This window comes from Pseudomonas sp., from assembly GCF_040514055.1.
Lineage (GTDB): Bacteria > Pseudomonadota > Gammaproteobacteria > Pseudomonadales > Pseudomonadaceae > Aquipseudomonas.
Window position 1 is genome coordinate 190,606 of record NZ_JBEVDL010000026.1, and the last position, 17,636, is coordinate 208,241.

14 protein-coding genes and 1 pseudogene are annotated in these 17,636 nt (G+C 64.5%); 12 read left to right on the plus strand and 3 right to left on the minus strand.

Annotation, left to right across the window (positions count from 1 at the left end):
• Positions 1-439 precede the first annotated feature (439 nt).
• From ABWY06_RS06870 to ABWY06_RS06880, 3 genes are read left to right on the plus strand one after another with little or no spacing between them, the layout of a single operon-like run.
• Complete coding sequence (locus ABWY06_RS06870; RefSeq protein WP_353924814.1) at positions 440-1,711, plus strand: CmpA/NrtA family ABC transporter substrate-binding protein; 1,272 nt, start codon at positions 440-442, stop codon at positions 1,709-1,711.
• Between the two features lie 8 nt (positions 1,712-1,719).
• Complete coding sequence (gene ntrB / locus ABWY06_RS06875; protein ID WP_353924815.1) at positions 1,720-2,556, plus strand: nitrate ABC transporter permease; 837 nt, start codon at positions 1,720-1,722, stop codon at positions 2,554-2,556.
• Between the two features lie 20 nt (positions 2,557-2,576).
• On the plus strand, positions 2,577-3,368 hold the full coding sequence (locus ABWY06_RS06880) for an ABC transporter ATP-binding protein (RefSeq protein ID WP_353924882.1): 792 nt from the start codon (positions 2,577-2,579) through the stop codon (positions 3,366-3,368).
• A 30-nt stretch (positions 3,369-3,398) separates the two neighbouring features.
• Here the strand turns inward: ABWY06_RS06880 and ABWY06_RS06885 are convergent, their stop codons facing one another.
• Complete coding sequence (locus ABWY06_RS06885) at positions 3,399-3,623, minus strand: DUF3203 family protein (RefSeq protein WP_353924816.1); 225 nt, start codon at positions 3,621-3,623, stop codon at positions 3,399-3,401.
• Positions 3,624-3,794: 171 nt separating this feature from the next.
• On the opposite strand from ABWY06_RS06885, the gene ABWY06_RS06890 reads away from it, so the two are divergent.
• The 4 genes from ABWY06_RS06890 to ABWY06_RS06905 all read left to right on the plus strand — a co-directional run bounded on the left by ABWY06_RS06890 (position 3,795) and on the right by ABWY06_RS06905 (position 6,835).
• A complete protein-coding gene (locus ABWY06_RS06890) occupies positions 3,795-4,289 on the plus strand; it encodes an MgtC/SapB family protein (protein ID WP_353924817.1) in 495 nt (164 codons plus the stop codon).
• A gap of 245 nt (positions 4,290-4,534) precedes the next feature.
• Entirely contained in the window at positions 4,535-4,804 is a 270-nt protein-coding gene (locus ABWY06_RS06895; protein ID WP_353924818.1) for a hypothetical protein, read from the plus strand.
• Positions 4,805-5,097: 293 nt separating this feature from the next.
• Positions 5,098-5,790: a DUF421 domain-containing protein gene (locus ABWY06_RS06900; RefSeq protein ID WP_353924819.1), complete on the plus strand. Its 693-nt coding sequence runs from the start codon at positions 5,098-5,100 to the stop codon at positions 5,788-5,790.
• Between the two features lie 16 nt (positions 5,791-5,806).
• Positions 5,807-6,835 carry a DNA topoisomerase IB gene (locus tag ABWY06_RS06905; RefSeq protein WP_353924820.1) on the plus strand — a complete coding sequence of 343 codons (1,029 nt, stop codon included), beginning with the start codon at positions 5,807-5,809 and terminating at the stop codon, positions 6,833-6,835.
• 7 nt (positions 6,836-6,842) lie between these two features.
• On the opposite strand, the gene ABWY06_RS06910 is transcribed toward ABWY06_RS06905, so the two are convergent.
• Entirely contained in the window at positions 6,843-8,132 is a 1,290-nt protein-coding gene (locus ABWY06_RS06910) for a sigma-54-dependent transcriptional regulator (RefSeq protein ID WP_353924821.1), read from the minus strand.
• 260 nt (positions 8,133-8,392) lie between these two features.
• Here ABWY06_RS06910 and ABWY06_RS06915 point away from each other — a divergent pair, with 260 nt between their 5' ends.
• The gene (locus ABWY06_RS06915) at positions 8,393-8,818 is read left to right on the plus strand and encodes a DUF3010 family protein (RefSeq protein WP_353924822.1); all 426 of its coding nucleotides are present in this window, start codon (positions 8,393-8,395) and stop codon (positions 8,816-8,818) included.
• A 33-nt stretch (positions 8,819-8,851) separates the two neighbouring features.
• Here the strand turns inward: ABWY06_RS06915 and ABWY06_RS06920 are convergent, their stop codons facing one another.
• Entirely contained in the window at positions 8,852-9,538 is a 687-nt protein-coding gene (locus ABWY06_RS06920) for a polysaccharide lyase family 7 protein (protein WP_353924823.1), read from the minus strand.
• A 767-nt stretch (positions 9,539-10,305) separates the two neighbouring features.
• On the opposite strand from ABWY06_RS06920, the gene ABWY06_RS06925 reads away from it, so the two are divergent.
• From ABWY06_RS06925 to ABWY06_RS06940, 4 genes and pseudogenes are all read left to right on the plus strand, one after another.
• The gene (locus tag ABWY06_RS06925) at positions 10,306-11,517 is read left to right on the plus strand and encodes a nitrate/nitrite transporter (protein ID WP_353924824.1); all 1,212 of its coding nucleotides are present in this window, start codon (positions 10,306-10,308) and stop codon (positions 11,515-11,517) included.
• Positions 11,518-11,545: 28 nt separating this feature from the next.
• Entirely contained in the window at positions 11,546-13,213 is a 1,668-nt protein-coding gene (locus ABWY06_RS06930) for a bifunctional protein-serine/threonine kinase/phosphatase (protein WP_353924825.1), read from the plus strand.
• Positions 13,214-13,517: 304 nt separating this feature from the next.
• Positions 13,518-14,783, plus strand: a pseudogene (locus ABWY06_RS06935) (NAD(P)/FAD-dependent oxidoreductase); the annotation flags it as partial.
• 114 nt (positions 14,784-14,897) lie between these two features.
• Positions 14,898-17,621 carry a nitrate reductase gene (locus ABWY06_RS06940; RefSeq protein ID WP_353924826.1) on the plus strand — a complete coding sequence of 908 codons (2,724 nt, stop codon included), beginning with the start codon at positions 14,898-14,900 and terminating at the stop codon, positions 17,619-17,621.
• Positions 17,622-17,636 lie beyond the last annotated feature (15 nt).

Sequence of the window (17,636 nt, forward strand, 5' to 3'; positions counted from 1 at the left end):
GGCGGGTGGACCACGCCGAGGTCGTCGTACAGTGCGCCCCCGCTGTCCTGACAGACCCTCGGGCTCATCGCCAGACAAGGTCCCGTACCTGCCCGGGGTTAGGGCAGGTACGGGTCGCTGGCGCTCCGGCATGATGCAGAACCCTAGCGAACCAACGCTCTCAAGGACGCAATCGGGCGCGCGTTTCCTTGCCCGCAGTAAACACCAGGCCCTTGTTAATATACGAAATTCAATCCATTGACCGGCTCGGCGAGGCGTCCGCGCTACAGCGTCTGGGCCTTTTGGCAAGGCCCTTGCAAATCCCTGTGAAGATTTTGCGCAGCCCACCAACGGCGGTGCGCCGCAAATCACGGACAACGGCGTCCGCTGGCAGGTTCTCGATTCGAGCGCTTTCTGGCGTCGCCGTTTTGTGTTTTGCGCCTTGTACAAGGAACAGCCCATGTCGGATCTGGATTCGAATACACCGCTGGACGGCAGCCGCCGCCGATTCCTCAAAACCACCCTGGCCGCCACAGGCATCGTCGCCCTTGGCCTCAATGCCCCCGCCGGCCTGCGCAGCGCGGTCTGGGCGGCCGGTTCAGACGCCCCGGAAAAAGCCGCGCTGAAAATCGGCTTTATCCCCCTGACCGATTGCGCCTCGCTGATCGTCGCCGCCACCCAGGGTTTCGCCGAGAAGCACGGCCTGAGCATTACCCCCAGCAAGGAAGCCTCCTGGGCCGGCGTGCGCGACAAACTCAATACCGGCGAGCTGGATGCCGCCCATGTGCTGTACGGCATGCTGTACGGCGCGCAGTTGGGCATCGCCGGCCCCCAGCGTGATATGGCGGTGCTGATGGGGCTGAACCGAAATGGCCAGGCCATCACCCTCTCCCACCAGCTCAAGGAGGCCGGCGTCACCAACGGCGAACAACTGGCGGCCCGGGTGAAAAAAGGCGGTACGCCGCTGACCTTCGCCCAGACCTTTCCCACCGGCACCCATGCGCTATGGCTGAATTACTGGCTCGCCAGCCAGGGCATCAACCCCCTGACAGAAGTCAAAACCATCACCGTGCCGCCACCGCAGATGGTGGCCAATATGCGCGTGGGCAATATGGACGGCTTTTGCGTTGGCGAACCCTGGGGCGCGCGGGCGATTTTCGACGGGATCGGCTTTACCGCCACCACTACCCAGCAGATTTGGCCGGACCACCCGGAAAAGGTGCTGGGCACCACCCGTGCGTTTATCGAGCAGCACCCCAACACTGCCCGCGCCCTGATCATGGCCATTCTCGAGGCCAGCCGGTTTATCGAGGCCACGGCGGACAACCGCAAGAGCACCGCCAAGCTGATTGCCGGCAAGGCCTACGTCAACGCCCCGGTGGAGGTGATTGAACAGCGTTTCCTCGGCCACTATGAGGACGGTCTGGGCCGCAGCTGGGAGGATCCCCACGCCATGGCGTTTTACCAGGAGGGACGCGTCAACTTCCCTTACCACTCCGACGGCATGTGGTTTATGACGCAGTTTCGTCGCTGGGGGTTGCTGAAGGAGGATCCCGACTACGCAGCACTGGCCGCTCGCGTCAACCAGTCCGCCCTGTTCAATGAGGCCGCCAGCGCCCTGCATCTGCCAACGCAGAACTCGCCATTACGCAGCAGCACCCTGCTCGACGGCAAGGTCTGGGACGGTTCCGACCCAGCGGCCTACGCCGCCTCCTTTTCCATCAAAGCCTGAGGTCCGCGATGAACGCACTCCTGAATCCCGCGGCACGATTGACCATCGCAGCACCCTCGCCGACACGTCGGCGCAGAGGGGGCACCTGGCTCAAGGCCGCCATCGCGCCGCTGCTCGGTATCGCGCTGTTTCTCGGCGTCTGGGCCCTGATCGCGCTGAACAGCCGGGGACTGCCCGGCCCGCTGGCCACTGGGTTGTCGGCAATGACGCTGTTCGCCGACCCCTTCTATGACAATGGGCCCAACGACATGGGCATCGGCTGGAACATCCTGCATTCCCTGGGACGGGTCGGCCTGGGCTTCGGCCTGGCGACCCTGGTCGGCATCCCCCTGGGGTTCGCCATCGGCCGTTTCGCCTTCCTGGCCGGCATGCTGGCGCCGATCATCAGCCTGCTGCGACCGGTCTCACCGCTGGCCTGGTTGCCGATCGGCCTGCTGGTGTTCGAGGCGGCGGGGCCAGCGTCGATCTGGGTGATTTTCATCAGCGCCATCTGGCCGATCATCCTCAACACCGCTGCCGGGGTGGCCAGCGTGCCGCAGGATTACCTGAACGTGGCGCGCGTGCTCAAGCTCAACGAATGGAAGGTGCTGACGCGCATCCTGTTTCCTGCGGTGCTGCCACACCTGATGACCGGCGTGCGCCTGGCCATGGGCGTCGCCTGGTTGGTGATAGTGGCGGCGGAAATGCTCACCGGCGGCATCGGCCTGGGATTCTGGGTGTGGGACGAATGGAACAACCTGAACGTCGAACACATTCTGATCGCCATTATCCTGGTCGGCCTGATCGGCCTGCTGCTGGAGCAGGGCTTGTCCCTGCTCGCCCGTCGTTTCGATTACGCCCGTTGAGGAGGCCCGTCATGGACAAACTGGACAAATTCGTTGAACTGACCCAGGTCAGCAAGGACTTCGAGACCAAGCAGGGGCGTTTCCAGGCCCTCGCCGACGTCACCCTGAGCATCGCCCGCGGCGAATTCGTCAGCCTGATCGGTCATTCGGGCTGCGGCAAATCCACCGTCTTGAACCTGATTGCCGGACTGCTGGAGCCCAGCAGCGGCGGCTTGATCTGCAACGGTCGGGAAATCGACGGTCCGGGCCCGGAACGTGGTGTGGTCTTCCAGAACCACAGCCTGTTGCCCTGGATGACCTGCCTGGAGAACGTCCACCTGGCCGTGGAGCGGGTGTTTGGCGCCCGCGAGGGCAAGGCCCAGTTGAACGCCCGCAGTCTGGCTGCGCTGGAACTGGTGGGCCTGGCCCATGCCCGGGACAAATACCCCAACGAGATTTCCGGCGGCATGAAACAACGGGTGGGGATCGCCCGCGCACTGGCCATGGAGCCCAAGGTGCTGCTGCTCGACGAGCCCTTCGGCGCGCTGGATGCCCTGACCCGCGCACACCTGCAGGACGAGTTGCTGCGCATCGTTGCGCAGACACGCAGCACGGTGGTGATGGTGACCCACGATGTCGACGAGGCGGTGCTGTTGTCGGATCGCATCGTGCTGATGACCAATGGCCCGGCGGCTACCATCGGCGGCATTATCACGGTCGCGCTGGCGCGGCCACGCGATCGCCTGGCATTGGCGGACGATCCGACCTACCACCGTTGTCGCGGCGAGCTGTTGGCGTTTCTCCACCGACGCGAGCAGCGACCGGCGGCCTGACACCTCAAGGGAGCGCCTTAGTCCGTCAACTTAGCTGTCGACGATCAGATTCGAGCGGTCGTCGCGTACCCCGGCGCTCAACAGGCGCTGTACATCGTCCTCGGTGACGTGGGCGCGCACGCCCGGCAACTCGAGCACGGACATGCGCGCCTGTGGATCGGTGCTGATCCTGGCCTCGGCGATGGGCCCGACCTGTCGACGCTCATCGACCACCACGCTGCAGGTTCCTGCGCTTGCATCGATTTCCACTGCCATGCTTGCACTCCTCGTGTCGCTTGCGAACGGAACGGACGGACCGGGAGGACCCGCCTTCGTCTGTGACACCGCCACCGGCACAAGGAGCCATTTTTTCCATTGCGCGGGTGGCCTCCCTAACCTTTCCGCAAAACCGTGGCCTAAGGCCTGTAAATCAATGGAGTACAACGCATGGCCGGTTGGTGGACAGAAGTCAGCAGTACCTTGAGCGCCGAGTTTTCGGATATCCCCGATGCATCAGAGTTGACAGTGCTGTGCACGCGCCTGCTGATGGCCGCCTTCCTCGGCGGCATATTGGGCTACGAGCGCGAACAGCAGGGCAAGGCTGCTGGCATTCGCACCCATATGCTGGTGTCCATGGGCGCCGCACTCTTTGTCCTCGCCCCCTTGCAGGCCGGCGGTGACATGGACGCTATCAGCCGGGTGATTCAGGGACTGGTGGCGGGTATCGGTTTTCTCGGCGCCGGGACCATCCTCAAGGGCAACGGCAACGAGGATCAGGTCAAAGGCCTGACCACCGCGGCCGGCCTTTGGCTGACGGCCGCGATCGGCGTCGCAGTGGGCCTGGGGCGTGAAACCACGGCCGTGCTGAGCACCCTGCTGGCGTTGGTCATTTTCGCTGTTATCCCGCACTTCACGCAAAACCGTGAAAAAACTGAGCTTTGAGTGATTGCCTCGCGGACTGCGGCACGCGGCAAGATGCCGCACGACAGGCGGGGCCGAACCTCCGAAGATATGAACTGCGACCGCGGCCAGTGCACAAAACAGGGCTTTTTTTATAACAGGTTGGTTAATTTTATATTTTAATGTGACTTAACTAGCCGCTACCCGCATCAACAACTATACAGGCCAGCGACGCAACAAGTGTCCCGGGCCGTTACTGTATTGGGACCTACCGGAGATACCGCACCATGAACGCCCCGCTGCGTTTTAACGATGCCCTGTTAATTGCTGGCCGTGCCTTTGAGCCGTTTCAATGTGTCGCCTGGGCCCCCCAAGATGGCACCGGCAACTTGAGCCTGACCGTCATCGACCGCACCAGCACTCGGCCCCTCGGTCGCACCCAACTGTCCTGCAGCACGTATAGCGATCCCGTGCAGTTGGCCAATGTGCTGAAGCAGTCGCGCGATGAACTTCGCCAGCAGGGTTACACGCTGCAACCCTGGAACATGCCCGAGTAATTCGGCTTCGTCGATCGACCTTGGCCCGCCGTGCACATTCCTGCGCGGCGCCGGTCGTCGACGCCCCGCGCCGGGTTGGCGCGCTCACCGCGGCCTGGCCAGCCCGGGTTGGATACCCTAGGTCCAGCTATTTTGCCTGGCCCTGCGCCACTGTATCTGCAAATCCCTTGAGTGGCCGGTCATTGTCAGCGTACGGATGACTGCACTTCGCCGTTGCTGTTCGACGCAAACGAAACGGAACTTCCAGACGCCGCTCCGGGCTAATAATGATTAGACCAGGGGATTAGGACCGGATGACAGCCTTCGATTGGCAACGGATGTTGCTGGATGACGTAACTTGGGGGTTTCTGGGGGAAGTGGCGGCGCGCACCTCGCTGGCCTTTGTCGTGGTATTCGTGTTTTTGAAAATTGCCGGCCGGCGCGGCGTACGGCAACTGTCACTGTTCGAGTTGGTGGTGATCCTGACCCTGGGCTCGGCGGCCGGCGACATGACCTTCTATGAAGACGTACCGTTGCTGCCGGTTATGATGGTGTTTATCGCCATGAGCCTGTGCTACCGCGCGATCACCTACCTGATGAGCCGCAGCGCGCGCTTTCAGGCCTGGGTCGAGGGTGAGCCCTTTACCCTGATCCGCGACGGTCGCTTCGAATTGCAGTCGCTGCGCCAAGGCAATATTTCCCATGATGAATTTTTGATGGAGCTGCGCCAGCAAGGCGTCGAGCACCTCGGCCAGGTGCGCCTGGGCATAGTCGAGGTCAATGGCGACGTGAGCCTGTACTTTTACCCCCAGGAGGCCACGCGCCCTGGTTTGTCGGTGCTGCCGACAGTCCACAAGCCGTTGCACCGGGTCGCGCCCACCGACGGCCTGTATGCCTGCAACCACTGTGGTGCGCTGCAAAGCCTGCATGTCCAGGAGCACAGCGCCTGCACGCGCTGCCACTGCTGCGAATGGGCCGAAGCGCTCGACCGCCCACGAATCACTTGACCCTGGAGCGCCGCCGATGACCGCCGCAGTGTCCGCGCCTGAGCTGCCCCGTGACCTGCACTACGTAGATGATGGCCAACCGGGTCTCAGCCGCCGCCTGCTGCGCGGCAAGTTCGCCTACTTCGACCTGCAGGGCCAGCGCATCCGCGACCCCCAGGAGATCAGCCGCATCCAGGCCCTGGCCATTCCGCCGGCCTACGTCGACGTGTGGATCTGCCCTGACCCGCAGGGCCATCTGCAAGCCACCGGCCGCGACGCGCGCGGCCGCAAGCAGTACCGTTACCATCCGCGCTGGCGCGAGGTCCGCGACAGCAGCAAGTACGAACGCCTGCTGCAGTTCGGACACGCCTTGCCCCGTCTGCGCAAGGCGCTCGAGGCCCATCTGGCTCTGCCCAACCATGGTCGGGAGAAAGTCATGGCCACGGTCATCAGCTTGCTCGATACCACCTTGATCCGGATCGGCAATTCCCAGTACGCCCGCGACAACCGCTCCTACGGGTTGACCACCCTGCGCAATCGGCATGTCGAAGTGAAGGGCACGGCCCTGCGTTTTCAGTTTCGTGGCAAGAGCGGGGTCGAACACCAGGTCACGGTCAAGGATCCACGCCTGGCGCGCATTATCCGCCGTTGCCTGGAATTGCCGGGGCAACACCTGTTCCAGTATCTGGACGAGGATGGCACGCGCCGCGCGGTGACCTCCTCGGACATCAATGCCTATTTGCAGCGCATGACCGGCGCCGACTTTACCGCCAAGGACTTTCGCACCTGGGCAGGCAGCACCCTGGCCCTGGGTCTGCTGCGCAAGCGCGACTGGCAACCCACGAGTACGGCCAAGCAGCATCTGGTCGAAGTGGTCAAGGCGGTGTCCACGCAGTTGCGTAATACCCCGGCGGTGTGCCGCAGTTGCTACATCCACCCCGCCCTGCTGCAAGCCTTTGTCGACGGTGAGCTGGCCCGCCTGCCCAGGGCCCGAGGAAGCAGCCGCCTGAGCCCCGAGGAAACGGCACTGAAGCACTTCCTGCAGCGCCGCAGCCCAGGGAGCTGAACGGCCGTCAACGCAACTGGTGCTTGTGCAACAAGCGGTAGAAGGTCGGGCGCGAGACTCCAAGCACCCTCGCCGCCTGACTCAGGTTGTCCGCATGGCGGGTCAATGCCGCATCGAGGGCCTGGCGCTCCGCCTGGAACAGGTAGTGCTCCAGGCGGCCGACAGCGGACCCTCGCGCCACACGCGCGTCCAGGCCCAGGTCGGCCGGCTCGATTTGTCGCCGGCCAGCCAGCCAGCGAGCACGCTGTATTCGATCCAACAACTCCGACACGTTGCCCGGCCAGGAGTGCTCGCGTAGCGCCACCAGCGCCAATTCGCTAAAGGGTCGCGATGACCGACCGCTGACCACCCAACAGCGCCAGGCAAAATAATGGGCCAGTACGCCAATGTCCGCCCGCCGCTCGCGCAAGGGCGGCAGCAGTAGCGCCGGCTCCTCGATGCAGGCCAGCAGATCCGCCCGAAAACGCCCCGCCCTCACCCGGGCCGACAGGTCATAGGCGCTGGCCGCCAACAAGCGCGGGCGAGCGGTCGACGCCGCCGGGCTGCACCCTGTCGCCTGCAAGCCCTGGACCAGGCGCGCCTGTGCGTCCAGTGGCAGCGCGGCGATTTCCTTGCAGAACAGGGTAACACCTAGCCCAGGCCGCGCCATCGCCTCGGCGCGCCGAACAGCCTCCTGCGCCGCCCGCCAGGCCGTATCGCTGTTCTCGACATCCAGCGTTATAAAGGGCCCGGCCGCCCGCGGGGAGCGGGCATGCAGGGTTTTGGCGAGCAGTGTCTTGCCGGTGCCGGGCTCCGCGCAGATCAACACATGGGCCTCGCTGCTGACCAGCTCGCCGATCCGCCGGCGCAGCCCACGCATCCCCGGACTTCGCCCCAAGAGCGGCTGCACCGCAGCGGACGCGGGGGCCGCCGGCCGCTGACGCAACGCGGCCATGCCCAGCGCATGGCCGAGGCAAAATAGCAGGCGCTCACGATCCAGTGGCAGGGTATGAAAATCGAAAAACCATTGGCCGATCAGCTCCGCCACCGCCGGGTGGCTCAGCAGCGGCGACGGCAGCACGGCGATCCACAGCATACCGCTGTCACGGATTCGCGCACTGATCCGCTGCGGCTGGCGCAGCTGCCGCTCATCCAGGCGCAGCAGGGCGATATCGCCACGCGAATGGCGCAGCGATCCGAGCGAAGCGGTCTCGACGTGCCAGCCGCGGGCTTGTAAACCGGGCCGCACGGCCTGGCATTCACGACAGGGATCCACCAGCATCAGCCGACGCGGGGCAAACAGGGGAAACTCCGACATAGGCCATCCTTGGCGTTATCAAAGGGAATTACCATCGGCAGCGGGTGGCCGCAGCCAGTTGACCATAGCAAGAATTTTGCCGCTGCAAGCGTTTTTGGCCGCGCCAGCAGGTCCGCGCGGCGACGGCGAGGGAACGTCCGCCGGGCGCGCGGATCCCAATCGGGTAAGCACAGACCACTGCTGCCGCTCGGCATCCTCGTGTTCTAATGCTGCGCCCCCCGCCCTTGGCGGTTTCGGTTGACTTTCAGGAGAGCGTGCACATGGCCCTATGCGGCGTGGAAATCAAGGCCAACGAAGCCGTGCTGGCACTGGTACAACGGCAGGCTTCGGAATTGCAGCACCTGCCCGTGCCGACCAAGAAAATCGCCTTGGAGGACGATGAACAGGCCCAGAGCGTGAAGGCCTTTCGCACGGCCCTGGAAACCTTTGTCCAGGCCCACCAGGTCACCCAGATCGCCATCAAGAAACGCAGCAAGAAAGGCGAGTTCGCCGGTGGCCCCGTCACCTTCAAGATAGAAGGCATCATCCAGCTACTGGACGATTGCGAGGTCAGCCTGCTGTCGCCACAGAGCATCAGCGCGACCCAGAAGAAACAACAGTTCTCCCTGCCTGATTCGCTGAACAAATATCAACACGAAGCCTTTCTTACCGCCTGCACTGCCCTGTTCAAACAAGTCGCCGGGTAAGGCGCGGGTGGCCTGCCCTGCCCTGGACGCCGCTTAACGATGGCGACTGGTCAGGTTGTAAACCGTCACCCGTCCTCCTTCCTGGCTCGAGCCGTAATTGTCCTGGATATACGCACCCGCTTTGAAGTAGAGATGCTGCTTGCCCCAATAACCACTCAACACTTGGTAGTGCGAACTCTCTTTACCCTTACTGGACACCTGTATTCCCAATTTGCCACTGGGGGTGACGCGCAACTCATAGCTGAAGCGCTGCCCTAACTGCACGTTTTCCGCCAGCAGGATGTTCTGCACCTCGGCATCGCCCGGGCGTTTGCGCAGCAATGCCTCCAGCCGACCGACACCGCGCAGGTAGTGATATTGCAGCTTGAGCAAGGGATCGTTCTCGCTGCCGACTTCGTCCTTGCTGTGAATCTGACCGATGATGATCTTGCCCTTGCTCGGTACCTGATTCACTGCCATCACCGCATTCAGGTAGCTGTCGGAGCTCTGCAACTTCCAGTAGCTCAAGGTGCCGTCGGCCTGGGTTTCGCGCAACTCGGTGCGCGGGTAACGGGCGCTGTCGCTAAGTGCGCCGGTGACAGGCACCCAAAAGACAATGCTGCCATCAGGTTGGGGCCGAAAATACTGGCTCTCATAGCCATTGTTCAGGCGTCCGGTCTGGATCAGCGTGGCGGAGGTATGGCTGGGGATGCTCAGGTTGAAAGTAGTAAGGTCGATCATAAAAACTCCCTGGTGCCAGGGACCCATCGGGTCTCCCGGGGTGGGCGACGGCAGCCGTCCTTGCTGCGCATACCCGGTTATATTTCGTCGCGTCCAAACGAAAAGGCGAGGTCTATGGTGTGTGAATATGCGATTTAGTTCCGTGAACCGGTCGTAAAAACGCTCTAGCTCGCACGCTTGCCTAGGGCCTGTTGGCAGGCGTCACACGTGCCGCGTCGCTGCGTACCGGGTCTCAATGCCCCCTAAGTACGCGCACCGTCGAGGCGCAACCGACGCCATCGACGCCCTGTTTTGTGCCAGGTCCCTGGCCGGTCACCCTTGCCGTCCCCCGCGCGCCGCCTCTGGCACCGCCACCTCGACGTCTGGCCAGCACCCGTCGGGCCCTGCCCTGCAGCGCCAATGGCGCGGCCGCCCGCCCGATCCACACACCGCTCACCGCCGACGTCGAGCAACCTGGCTCGGCTATTGCTTTGCACTGGTTCAGGCTGCCAACGGCGGCGGCCACCTCTACGACAACGACGTCGCGCTCACCCCTGCTTCCGAGCAGCCCGGTGTCGCGACGTTTTTTTGTGCTTTGGTTTTTCTGTTTTGACTACAGCCCGGGCGCGGATCCGTGAATACCGCGCCCTACCGTTCAACCCCGCTGCGGCTTCGGCCTCAGGGCGCTGCGCCAACCGCGCGGCGTCTCCCGGACCGTATCGGCGCACCGTGCCACGACCACGGCGCACCGGTACCGGCCGGGTCCTTTTGCGATGACGAGGTGCTCGATGAATACAAGCTTCTGGAAGTCCGGCCACACACCCACGTTGTTTGCGGCCTTTCTCTATTTCGACCTGAGCTTTATGGTCTGGTACCTGCTGGGCCCCCTGGGCGTGCAAATTGCCACCGACCTGCACCTGACCACCCAACAGCGCGGCCTGATGGTCGCCACGCCGATTCTGGCGGGCGCCGTTCTGCGCCTGTTTATGGGATTGCTGGCCGATCGCCTGTCGCCGAAAACCGCCGGCCTGATCGGTCAAGTCATCGTCATCGGCGCCCTGTTCAGCGCCTGGCGCCTGGGCGTGCACAGTTATGAACAGGCGCTGTTGCTGGGCCTGTTTCTCGGCTTTGCCGGCGCCGCGTTCGCCGTCGCCCTGCCCCTGGCGTCGCAGTGGTATCCACCGCAACATCAGGGCACGGCCATGGGCATCGCTGGCGCGGGCAATTCCGGCACGGTGCTGGCGGCGTTGTTCGCACCAGCCCTGGCGGCAGTGTTCGGTTGGCAGAACGTGTTCGGTTGGGCGCTGATCCCGCTGTTGCTGGCCCTGCTGGCGTTCGCCCTGCTGGCGCGCAATGCACCGGACCGTCCGCCGGCCAAGACCCTGGCCGACTACCTGAAGGCCCTGGGCGACCGGGACAGCTGGTGGTTTATGCTGTTCTACAGCGTGACCTTCGGCGGCTTTATCGGCCTGGCCAGCGCCTTGCCGGGCTACTTCAACGACCAGTACGGCCTGAGCCCGGTGACCGCCGGCTATTACACCGCCGCCTGTGTCTGCGCCGGCAGCCTGATGCGCCCACTGGGCGGCGCCCTGGCCGACCGCATCGGCGGCATCCGCTCGCTGCTGGTAATGTATGGTATCGCCTCGCTCTGCATCGCCACGGTCGGCTTCAACCTGCCTAACGTGAACATGGCGCTGGCGCTTTTCGTCCTCGCCATGCTTGGCCTCGGAGCCGGCAACGGCGCGGTCTTCCAACTGGTACCTCAGCGCTTTCGCAAGGAAATTGGCGTGATGACCGGATTGATCGGCATGGCCGGGGGCATCGGTGGTTTTCTCCTGGCGGCCGGCTTGGGCGCCATCAAGCAGCATACGGGTGACTATCAGCTGGGGCTCTGGCTGTTTGCCAGCCTCGGCATTGTCGCCTGGTTTGGCCTCTACGGGGTCAAGCAGCGCTGGCGGACCACCTGGGGTTCGGCGGCCATGACGGTCGCGCGGGTGTGATTCGCCGGCACGACGAGGACGCTCGCCGATGAGCTTGCGCGTGCGTATTGGCGAAGCCAGTGCCACCGGCCCGCGGGCGGAAAACCAGGACGCCTTGCGGGTGGCCACCCCCGCTACCGCCCTGGCCGCCAGCAAGGGCTACCTGTTCGCCCTCGCCGACGGTGTCAGCCAGTGCGCCGACGGCGGCCTGGCGGCGCGGGCCAGTGTCCAGGCCCTGGCCCTGGACTACTACGCGACCCCGGAAACCTGGGCCGTGGCCCAATCCCTGGACCGCCTGTTGAGCGCACAGAATCGCTGGCTGCAGGCCAATGGCGGCGGTCAGCCGCTGCTGACTACCCTCACCGCCCTGGTCCTGCGCGGGCGACGCTTCACCCTCGCGCATGTCGGCGACTGCCGGGCCTACCGCTGGCAACAGGGTCATCTGCAGCGTCTGACCGAAGACCATGTATGGGACCAGCCGGGCATGCAGCACGTGCTTAAGCGGGCCCTGGGCCTGGACCAGCACTTGGTGGTGGATTACCTGGAGGGCGACCTGCAGGAAGGCGATAGTTTCTTGCTGGTTTGCGACGGTATTTGGGCCACCCTCGGCGACGACGGCATCCAGCGCATCCTGCGCGACGAACCGGACGCCAACGCGGCTGCCCAGGCGTTGGTCAGCGCCGCGCACCTGGCGGGCAGCCAGGACAATGCCAGCGCCTTGCTGGTGCAGCTCCAGGCATTGCCGACCCAGGCGCTGGCCGACACCCTGGCTGCGCTGGCCCACTGGCCATTGCCACCCAAATTGCGCCCCGGACAACGGTTCGAGGGCTGGCAGGTTGAATGCGTGCTGGGCGAATCCCGGCAATCGCTGCTGTACCGCGTACGCGATGCCCAGGATCGTCCCTGGCTGCTCAAGACGCTGCCCGACAGCCGCCGCGACGAACCCCAGGCCGGCCCTGCCTTGTTGCAGGAAGAGTGGTTTTTGCGCCGGGTCGCCGGCCGTCACTTCCCCGAGGTCCACGCCCTGGCGGAACGCCAGCACCTGTATTACGTGCAACGCGAATACCCCGGACAGACCCTGGAGGCTCAGCGTCGAATGGGCCAGCCACTGGGCCTGGCCGACTGGTTGAACCTGGCCAGCCAACTGCTCAAGGCGCTGGGCATGCTGCACCGGCGCAATATCCTGCACCGCGACATCAAACCGGAAAACCTCTGGTGGGGCGCGGATGGCGAACTGCGGGTGCTGGATTTTGGTCTGGCCTATTGCCCTGGACTGTCCCAGGACAGCCCCCACGACCTGCCCGGCACCCCCAGCTATCTGGCCCCGGAAGCCTTTGCCGGCACGCCGCCGAGCCCCCGGCAGGATCTGTTCGCGGCGGGCGTTACCCTCTATTACCTGCTCACCGGTCACTACCCTTACGGTGAAATCGAGGCCTTCCAGCACCCCCGCTTCGGCCAACCCGTGGCGGCCAGCCGCTATCGCCCGGATTTGCCAGGCTGGCTGGACGAGTGCCTGGGCATGGCGGTGGCCGCGGACCCGCAGCAGCGTTTTGAAACCGCCGAACAATGGCTCCTGTGCCTTGAGCAGGGCGACCGCCAAGTCGCGCCTCAACGGCTGCGGCCCTTGCTGGAGCGCGAACCGTTGAAAGTGTGGCGCACCCTTGCGCTACTGGCGCTGACACTCAACCTAGTATTGATGCTGCTGCTGTTGAAGTAACCTGTCAAACCACGCACTGGAACGGCGCAGCTTGCCTTAATCGAGTGCATCCACCTCCCTCCCATATCTATCAATAGCCTTAAAAAACCTTATAAATCAATAATAAACAGGCTTGGCACGGACACTGCATTGGTAAGAGGGAGATGACATAGAGCCTGGCCTTCAACGAAGAAGACCCGGCTTCCCGAAGAGCGGGATCAGGACAAAGGCGTCCTCGCTGGTTTACCAGCGGGACGCCTTTTTTGTTGCGTTGCTTTTGGCGCAGCGCCCCGGCAGCGTGGCGCGCAGACTCGCGGAGACAGCTATGAAAAAGCTAAAACTGGTAGTGATCGGCAATGGCATGGCCGGTGTACGCACCCTTGAGGAACTGCTCAAGCTCGCCCCTGATCTCTACCAGATCACCGTGTTCGGCGCCGAGCCGCACCCCAACTACAACCGCATCCTGTTATCGCCCGTGCTGGCTGGCGAACAGCAGTTCAGCGACATCGTACTCAACGACCTGAACTGGTACAGCGAACACGGTATACGCCTATTGCTCAATCGCAAGGTCGTCAGCATCGACCGGATCAAGCGCCAGGTAATCGCCGACGACGGCTCCAGTGCCGAATACGACCGTTTGCTGATTGCGACCGGCTCGCTGCCTTTTGTGCTGCCGGTGCCCGGTAACCGGCTGACCGGCGTGATCGGCTACCGGGACATGGCCGATACCCAGATGATGATGGACACCGCCGCCACCCATAGCCATGCCGTGGTGATCGGCGGCGGCCTGCTCGGCCTGGAGGCGGCCAATGGCCTGAGCCTGCGCGGCATGGACGTCACCGTGGTGCACCTCAGCGACTGGTTGATGGAGCGTCAACTGGACCAGACCGCCGCCACCTTGCTGCAGCGCGCGCTGGAGCAGCGCGGCCTGCACTTCAAGCTGGCCAAGAGCACGGCCGAACTGATCGGCAACGAAGACGGCCGGGTCTGCGCCGTGCGCTTTACCGACGACGAAGTGATCCCCGCGGACCTGGTGGTGATGGCGGCCGGTATCCGGCCTAACTTCGAACTGGCACAACGCGCCGGCCTGCCCTGCAACCGCGGCGTCCTGGTCGACGACACCCTGCAGACCAATGATCCACGGATCTACGCCGTCGGCGAATGCGCCAACCACCGTGGCACGGCGTATGGCCTGGTCGCTCCATTGTTCGAACAGGCCAAGGTCTGCGCCAACCACCTGGCCCAGCTCGGTTTCGCCCGTTACCCGGGTTCGGTGACTTCGACCAAACTCAAGGTCACCGGCATCGACCTGTTTTCCGCCGGCGAATTTATGGGGGGCGAAGGCACTGAAACCATCACCCTGTCCGACCCCATCGGCGGTGTGTACAAAAAGCTGGTGATCAGGGACGACGTGCTGGTCGGCGCGTGCCTGTACGGCGACACCGCCGACGGCAGCTGGTACGTCCACCAGGTGCGCGAACAGCAGAATATCGCGCAAATCCGTGACCGGCTGATGTTCGGCAAGGCCTGCCTCGCCGACGCAGACGCCGAGGGCAGCGGCGCGGCCGCCGTCGCAGAGCTGAGCGCCGAGCCAACGCCCCTGGTCCGGCCAGCCCCGCAACCGAGCCTGGTGCCCATGGCAGAGGTCGCCTTGTGACGCCTGCTCAGCACCCTGCCCCCTATTTCTCACTCCGGGAGCTGCCCCATGTCAGCCAGCGCTGAACGCCGTATTACTGCCTCGACCTGCTGCTACTGCGGCGTGGGCTGCGGGGTCCTGATCGAACATGACGATGAGCATATCCTGGACGTGCGCGGAGACCCGCAGCATCCGGCCAACTTCGGCAAACTCTGCAGCAAGGGTGCGTCCTTGCACCTGACCGGTGACCTCGACGCGCGCGCCCTGTATCCCGAGTTGCGCCTGGGCAAGGGCCTGGCCCGTGCGCGCTGCGACTGGGACAGTGCGCTGGACCACGCGGCGCAGCAGTTCGCCGCGACCATTGCCGAACATGGCCCGGACAGCGTGGCGTTCTATATCTCCGGTCAGTTGCTGACCGAGGACTACTACGCGTTCAACAAACTGGCTCGGGCGCTGGTGGGCACCAACAATATCGACAGCAATTCGCGCCTGTGCATGTCCTCGGCGGTGGTGGGCTACAAGCGCAGCCTGGGCGCCGATGCGCCGCCCTGCAATTACGAGGACCTGGAGCAAAGCGATTGCGTGCTGATCGTCGGCAGCAACACGGCCTTCGCCCACCCCGTTCTTTTCCGCCGCCTTGAAGAAGCCAAAGCCAAGCGACCAGACATGCAGGTCATCGTTATCGATCCGCGCCGCACCGACACCTGTGAGCTGGCCGACCTGCACCTGGCCATTCGGCCGGGCAGTGATGTGGCACTGTTTCATGGCCTGCTCTTTGTACTGCTGGAGGCGGGCTGGATCGATCGGCGTTTTATCGACAGCCACACCGAGGGCTTTGACACCTTGCAGGCCCTGGTGCGCGACTACCCACCGCAGCGTGTCAGCGAGCTGTGTGGCATCAGCGTCGAGGCCTTGCACGCCTGCGCCCGCCTGATCGGCAACGCGCCGAGCTTCCTCTCGTTGTGGTGCATGGGCCTGAACCAGTCCAGCGCCGGCTCGGCGAAAAACAGCGCCCTGATCAACCTGCACCTGGCCACCGGGCAAATCGGCCGGGTCGGCGCCGGACCTTTCTCACTGACTGGCCAGCCCAACGCCATGGGCGGCCGCGAGACCGGCAGCCTGGCCAATCTGCTGCCAGGTCACCGCGAGGTGGCCAGCGCCACGGACCGCGCGGAGGTAGCCGCCTATTGGGGTGTCCCCGGCCTGTCCGAACGCCCGGGGCTGAGCGCCATCGAACTGTTCGACGCAGTGCACGCCGGTACCATCAAGGCGCTGTGGATTGCCTGTACCAACCCGGCACAGTCGCTGCCCGACCAGACCCGCGTGCATGAGGCCTTAAGCCGCTGCCCTTTCGTGGTGGTCCAGGAGGCCTTCTTCACCACCGAGACCTGCCGCTACGCCGACCTGCTGCTGCCCGCCGCCAGCTGGGGTGAAAAGGAAGGCACGGTCACCAACTCCGAGCGCCGTGTCAGCCATGTCCGGCGTGCGATCCCCGCACCGGGTGAAGCCCGGGCAGATTGGGCCATCACCTGCGACTTCGCCCGCCGCCTGCAGGCCCGACTCCCCCACAGCCACCCGGACCTGTTCGAGTTCGACAGTGCGCAGGCGCTGTTCGAGGAATACAAGGGACTGACCGAGGGCCGCGATCTCGACCTCTGCGGCCTGAGTTATGCCCTGCTCGACCGTGACGGCCCGCAACAATGGCCGTTTCCCCTCGGCGCACCGCGCGGCACGCCGCGCCTGTATGGCGATGGACGCTTCGCCCATCCCTCGGGTCGCGCGCGCTTTATCGCCGATGCCTACCAGGCGCCTCAGGAGCTCAGCGATACCCAGTACCCGCTGACCCTCAACACCGGTCGGTTGCGCGACCAATGGCACGGGATGAGCCGCACCGGCACGGCCGCCCGTCTGTTCGGCCATGTCGAGGAAGCCCTGTTGAGCCTGCACCCGGACGAGCTGCGGCGCCGCCAGCTGCTTGACGGTGAGCTGGTCCAGGTGAGCAGCCGGCGTGGCCGCCTGATCCTGCCGGTACGCGCCGACAGCGGCGTCATGGCCGGTCAGGCCTACCTGCCGATGCATTGGGGTGATCGCTTTCTTAAAGGCCTGGGCACCAACGTGTTGACCCTGCCCGCCTACGACCCGCTGTCCAAGCAACCCGAGCTGAAACATGCCAGTGTCGAGGTCGCGAAAGTGACCCTGCCCTGGCACTTGTTCGCCTTGGTCGAAGGTCCCGTGCAGCGGCTGTTCGAAGGCCTGCGACCGCTGTGTGAGGGCTTCGACTACGCCAGCTTCGGCCTGAGCGGACGCGAGCGTCCGGCCCTGTTAATTCGTGCGGCGGCCAGCCAGGCGCCGAGCCCAGCGCTGCTGGCCGAGATCGATCACTGGCTGGGACTCGCTAATGGACCGGTAATGGCCTACGACGATCCGCGCAAGTCGATTGGCAAACGCGTGCGTCTGGAGCAGGGGCGCATCACCGCGCTCCGCCTGGCCGGCGAAACCGCAGCCCGCGATTGGCTCAAGAGCCTTTGGCAGAACGGCACCATCGACACCGAACTGCGGCGCTGGTTACTTGCCCCGTTGAGCGCACCGCCTGGCCGGGCGAGCGGTCACGGTGGCAAGATCCTGTGCACCTGCATGAACGTCGCCGAAACCGCGGTGTGCGCGGGTATCGGCGCCGGCCTGGACCTGGACGGCCTGAAACGCCGCCTGGGTTGCGGCACCCAGTGCGGCTCCTGCGTCCCGGAAATCAAACGTCTGCTGGCTACGTACCCGGTTGCGCTGCCAGCGGCCTGACCCTGCAAACGCGCA

Coding starts and splice junctions, on each gene's coding strand:
- ABWY06_RS06870 (WP_353924814.1), top strand. CDS start 440: ATGTCGGATCTGGATTCGAATACACCGCTGGACGGCAGCCGCCGCCGA.
- ntrB (WP_353924815.1), top strand. CDS start 1,720: ATGAACGCACTCCTGAATCCCGCGGCACGATTGACCATCGCAGCACCC.
- ABWY06_RS06885 (WP_353924816.1), bottom strand. CDS start 3,623: ATGGCAGTGGAAATCGATGCAAGCGCAGGAACCTGCAGCGTGGTGGTC.
- ABWY06_RS06890 (WP_353924817.1), top strand. CDS start 3,795: ATGGCCGGTTGGTGGACAGAAGTCAGCAGTACCTTGAGCGCCGAGTTT.
- ABWY06_RS06895 (WP_353924818.1), top strand. CDS start 4,535: ATGAACGCCCCGCTGCGTTTTAACGATGCCCTGTTAATTGCTGGCCGT.
- ABWY06_RS06900 (WP_353924819.1), top strand. CDS start 5,098: ATGACAGCCTTCGATTGGCAACGGATGTTGCTGGATGACGTAACTTGG.
- ABWY06_RS06905 (WP_353924820.1), top strand. CDS start 5,807: ATGACCGCCGCAGTGTCCGCGCCTGAGCTGCCCCGTGACCTGCACTAC.
- ABWY06_RS06910 (WP_353924821.1), bottom strand. CDS start 8,132: ATGTCGGAGTTTCCCCTGTTTGCCCCGCGTCGGCTGATGCTGGTGGAT.
- ABWY06_RS06915 (WP_353924822.1), top strand. CDS start 8,393: ATGGCCCTATGCGGCGTGGAAATCAAGGCCAACGAAGCCGTGCTGGCA.
- ABWY06_RS06920 (WP_353924823.1), bottom strand. CDS start 9,538: ATGATCGACCTTACTACTTTCAACCTGAGCATCCCCAGCCATACCTCC.
- ABWY06_RS06925 (WP_353924824.1), top strand. CDS start 10,306: ATGAATACAAGCTTCTGGAAGTCCGGCCACACACCCACGTTGTTTGCG.
- ABWY06_RS06930 (WP_353924825.1), top strand. CDS start 11,546: ATGAGCTTGCGCGTGCGTATTGGCGAAGCCAGTGCCACCGGCCCGCGG.
- ABWY06_RS06940 (WP_353924826.1), top strand. CDS start 14,898: ATGTCAGCCAGCGCTGAACGCCGTATTACTGCCTCGACCTGCTGCTAC.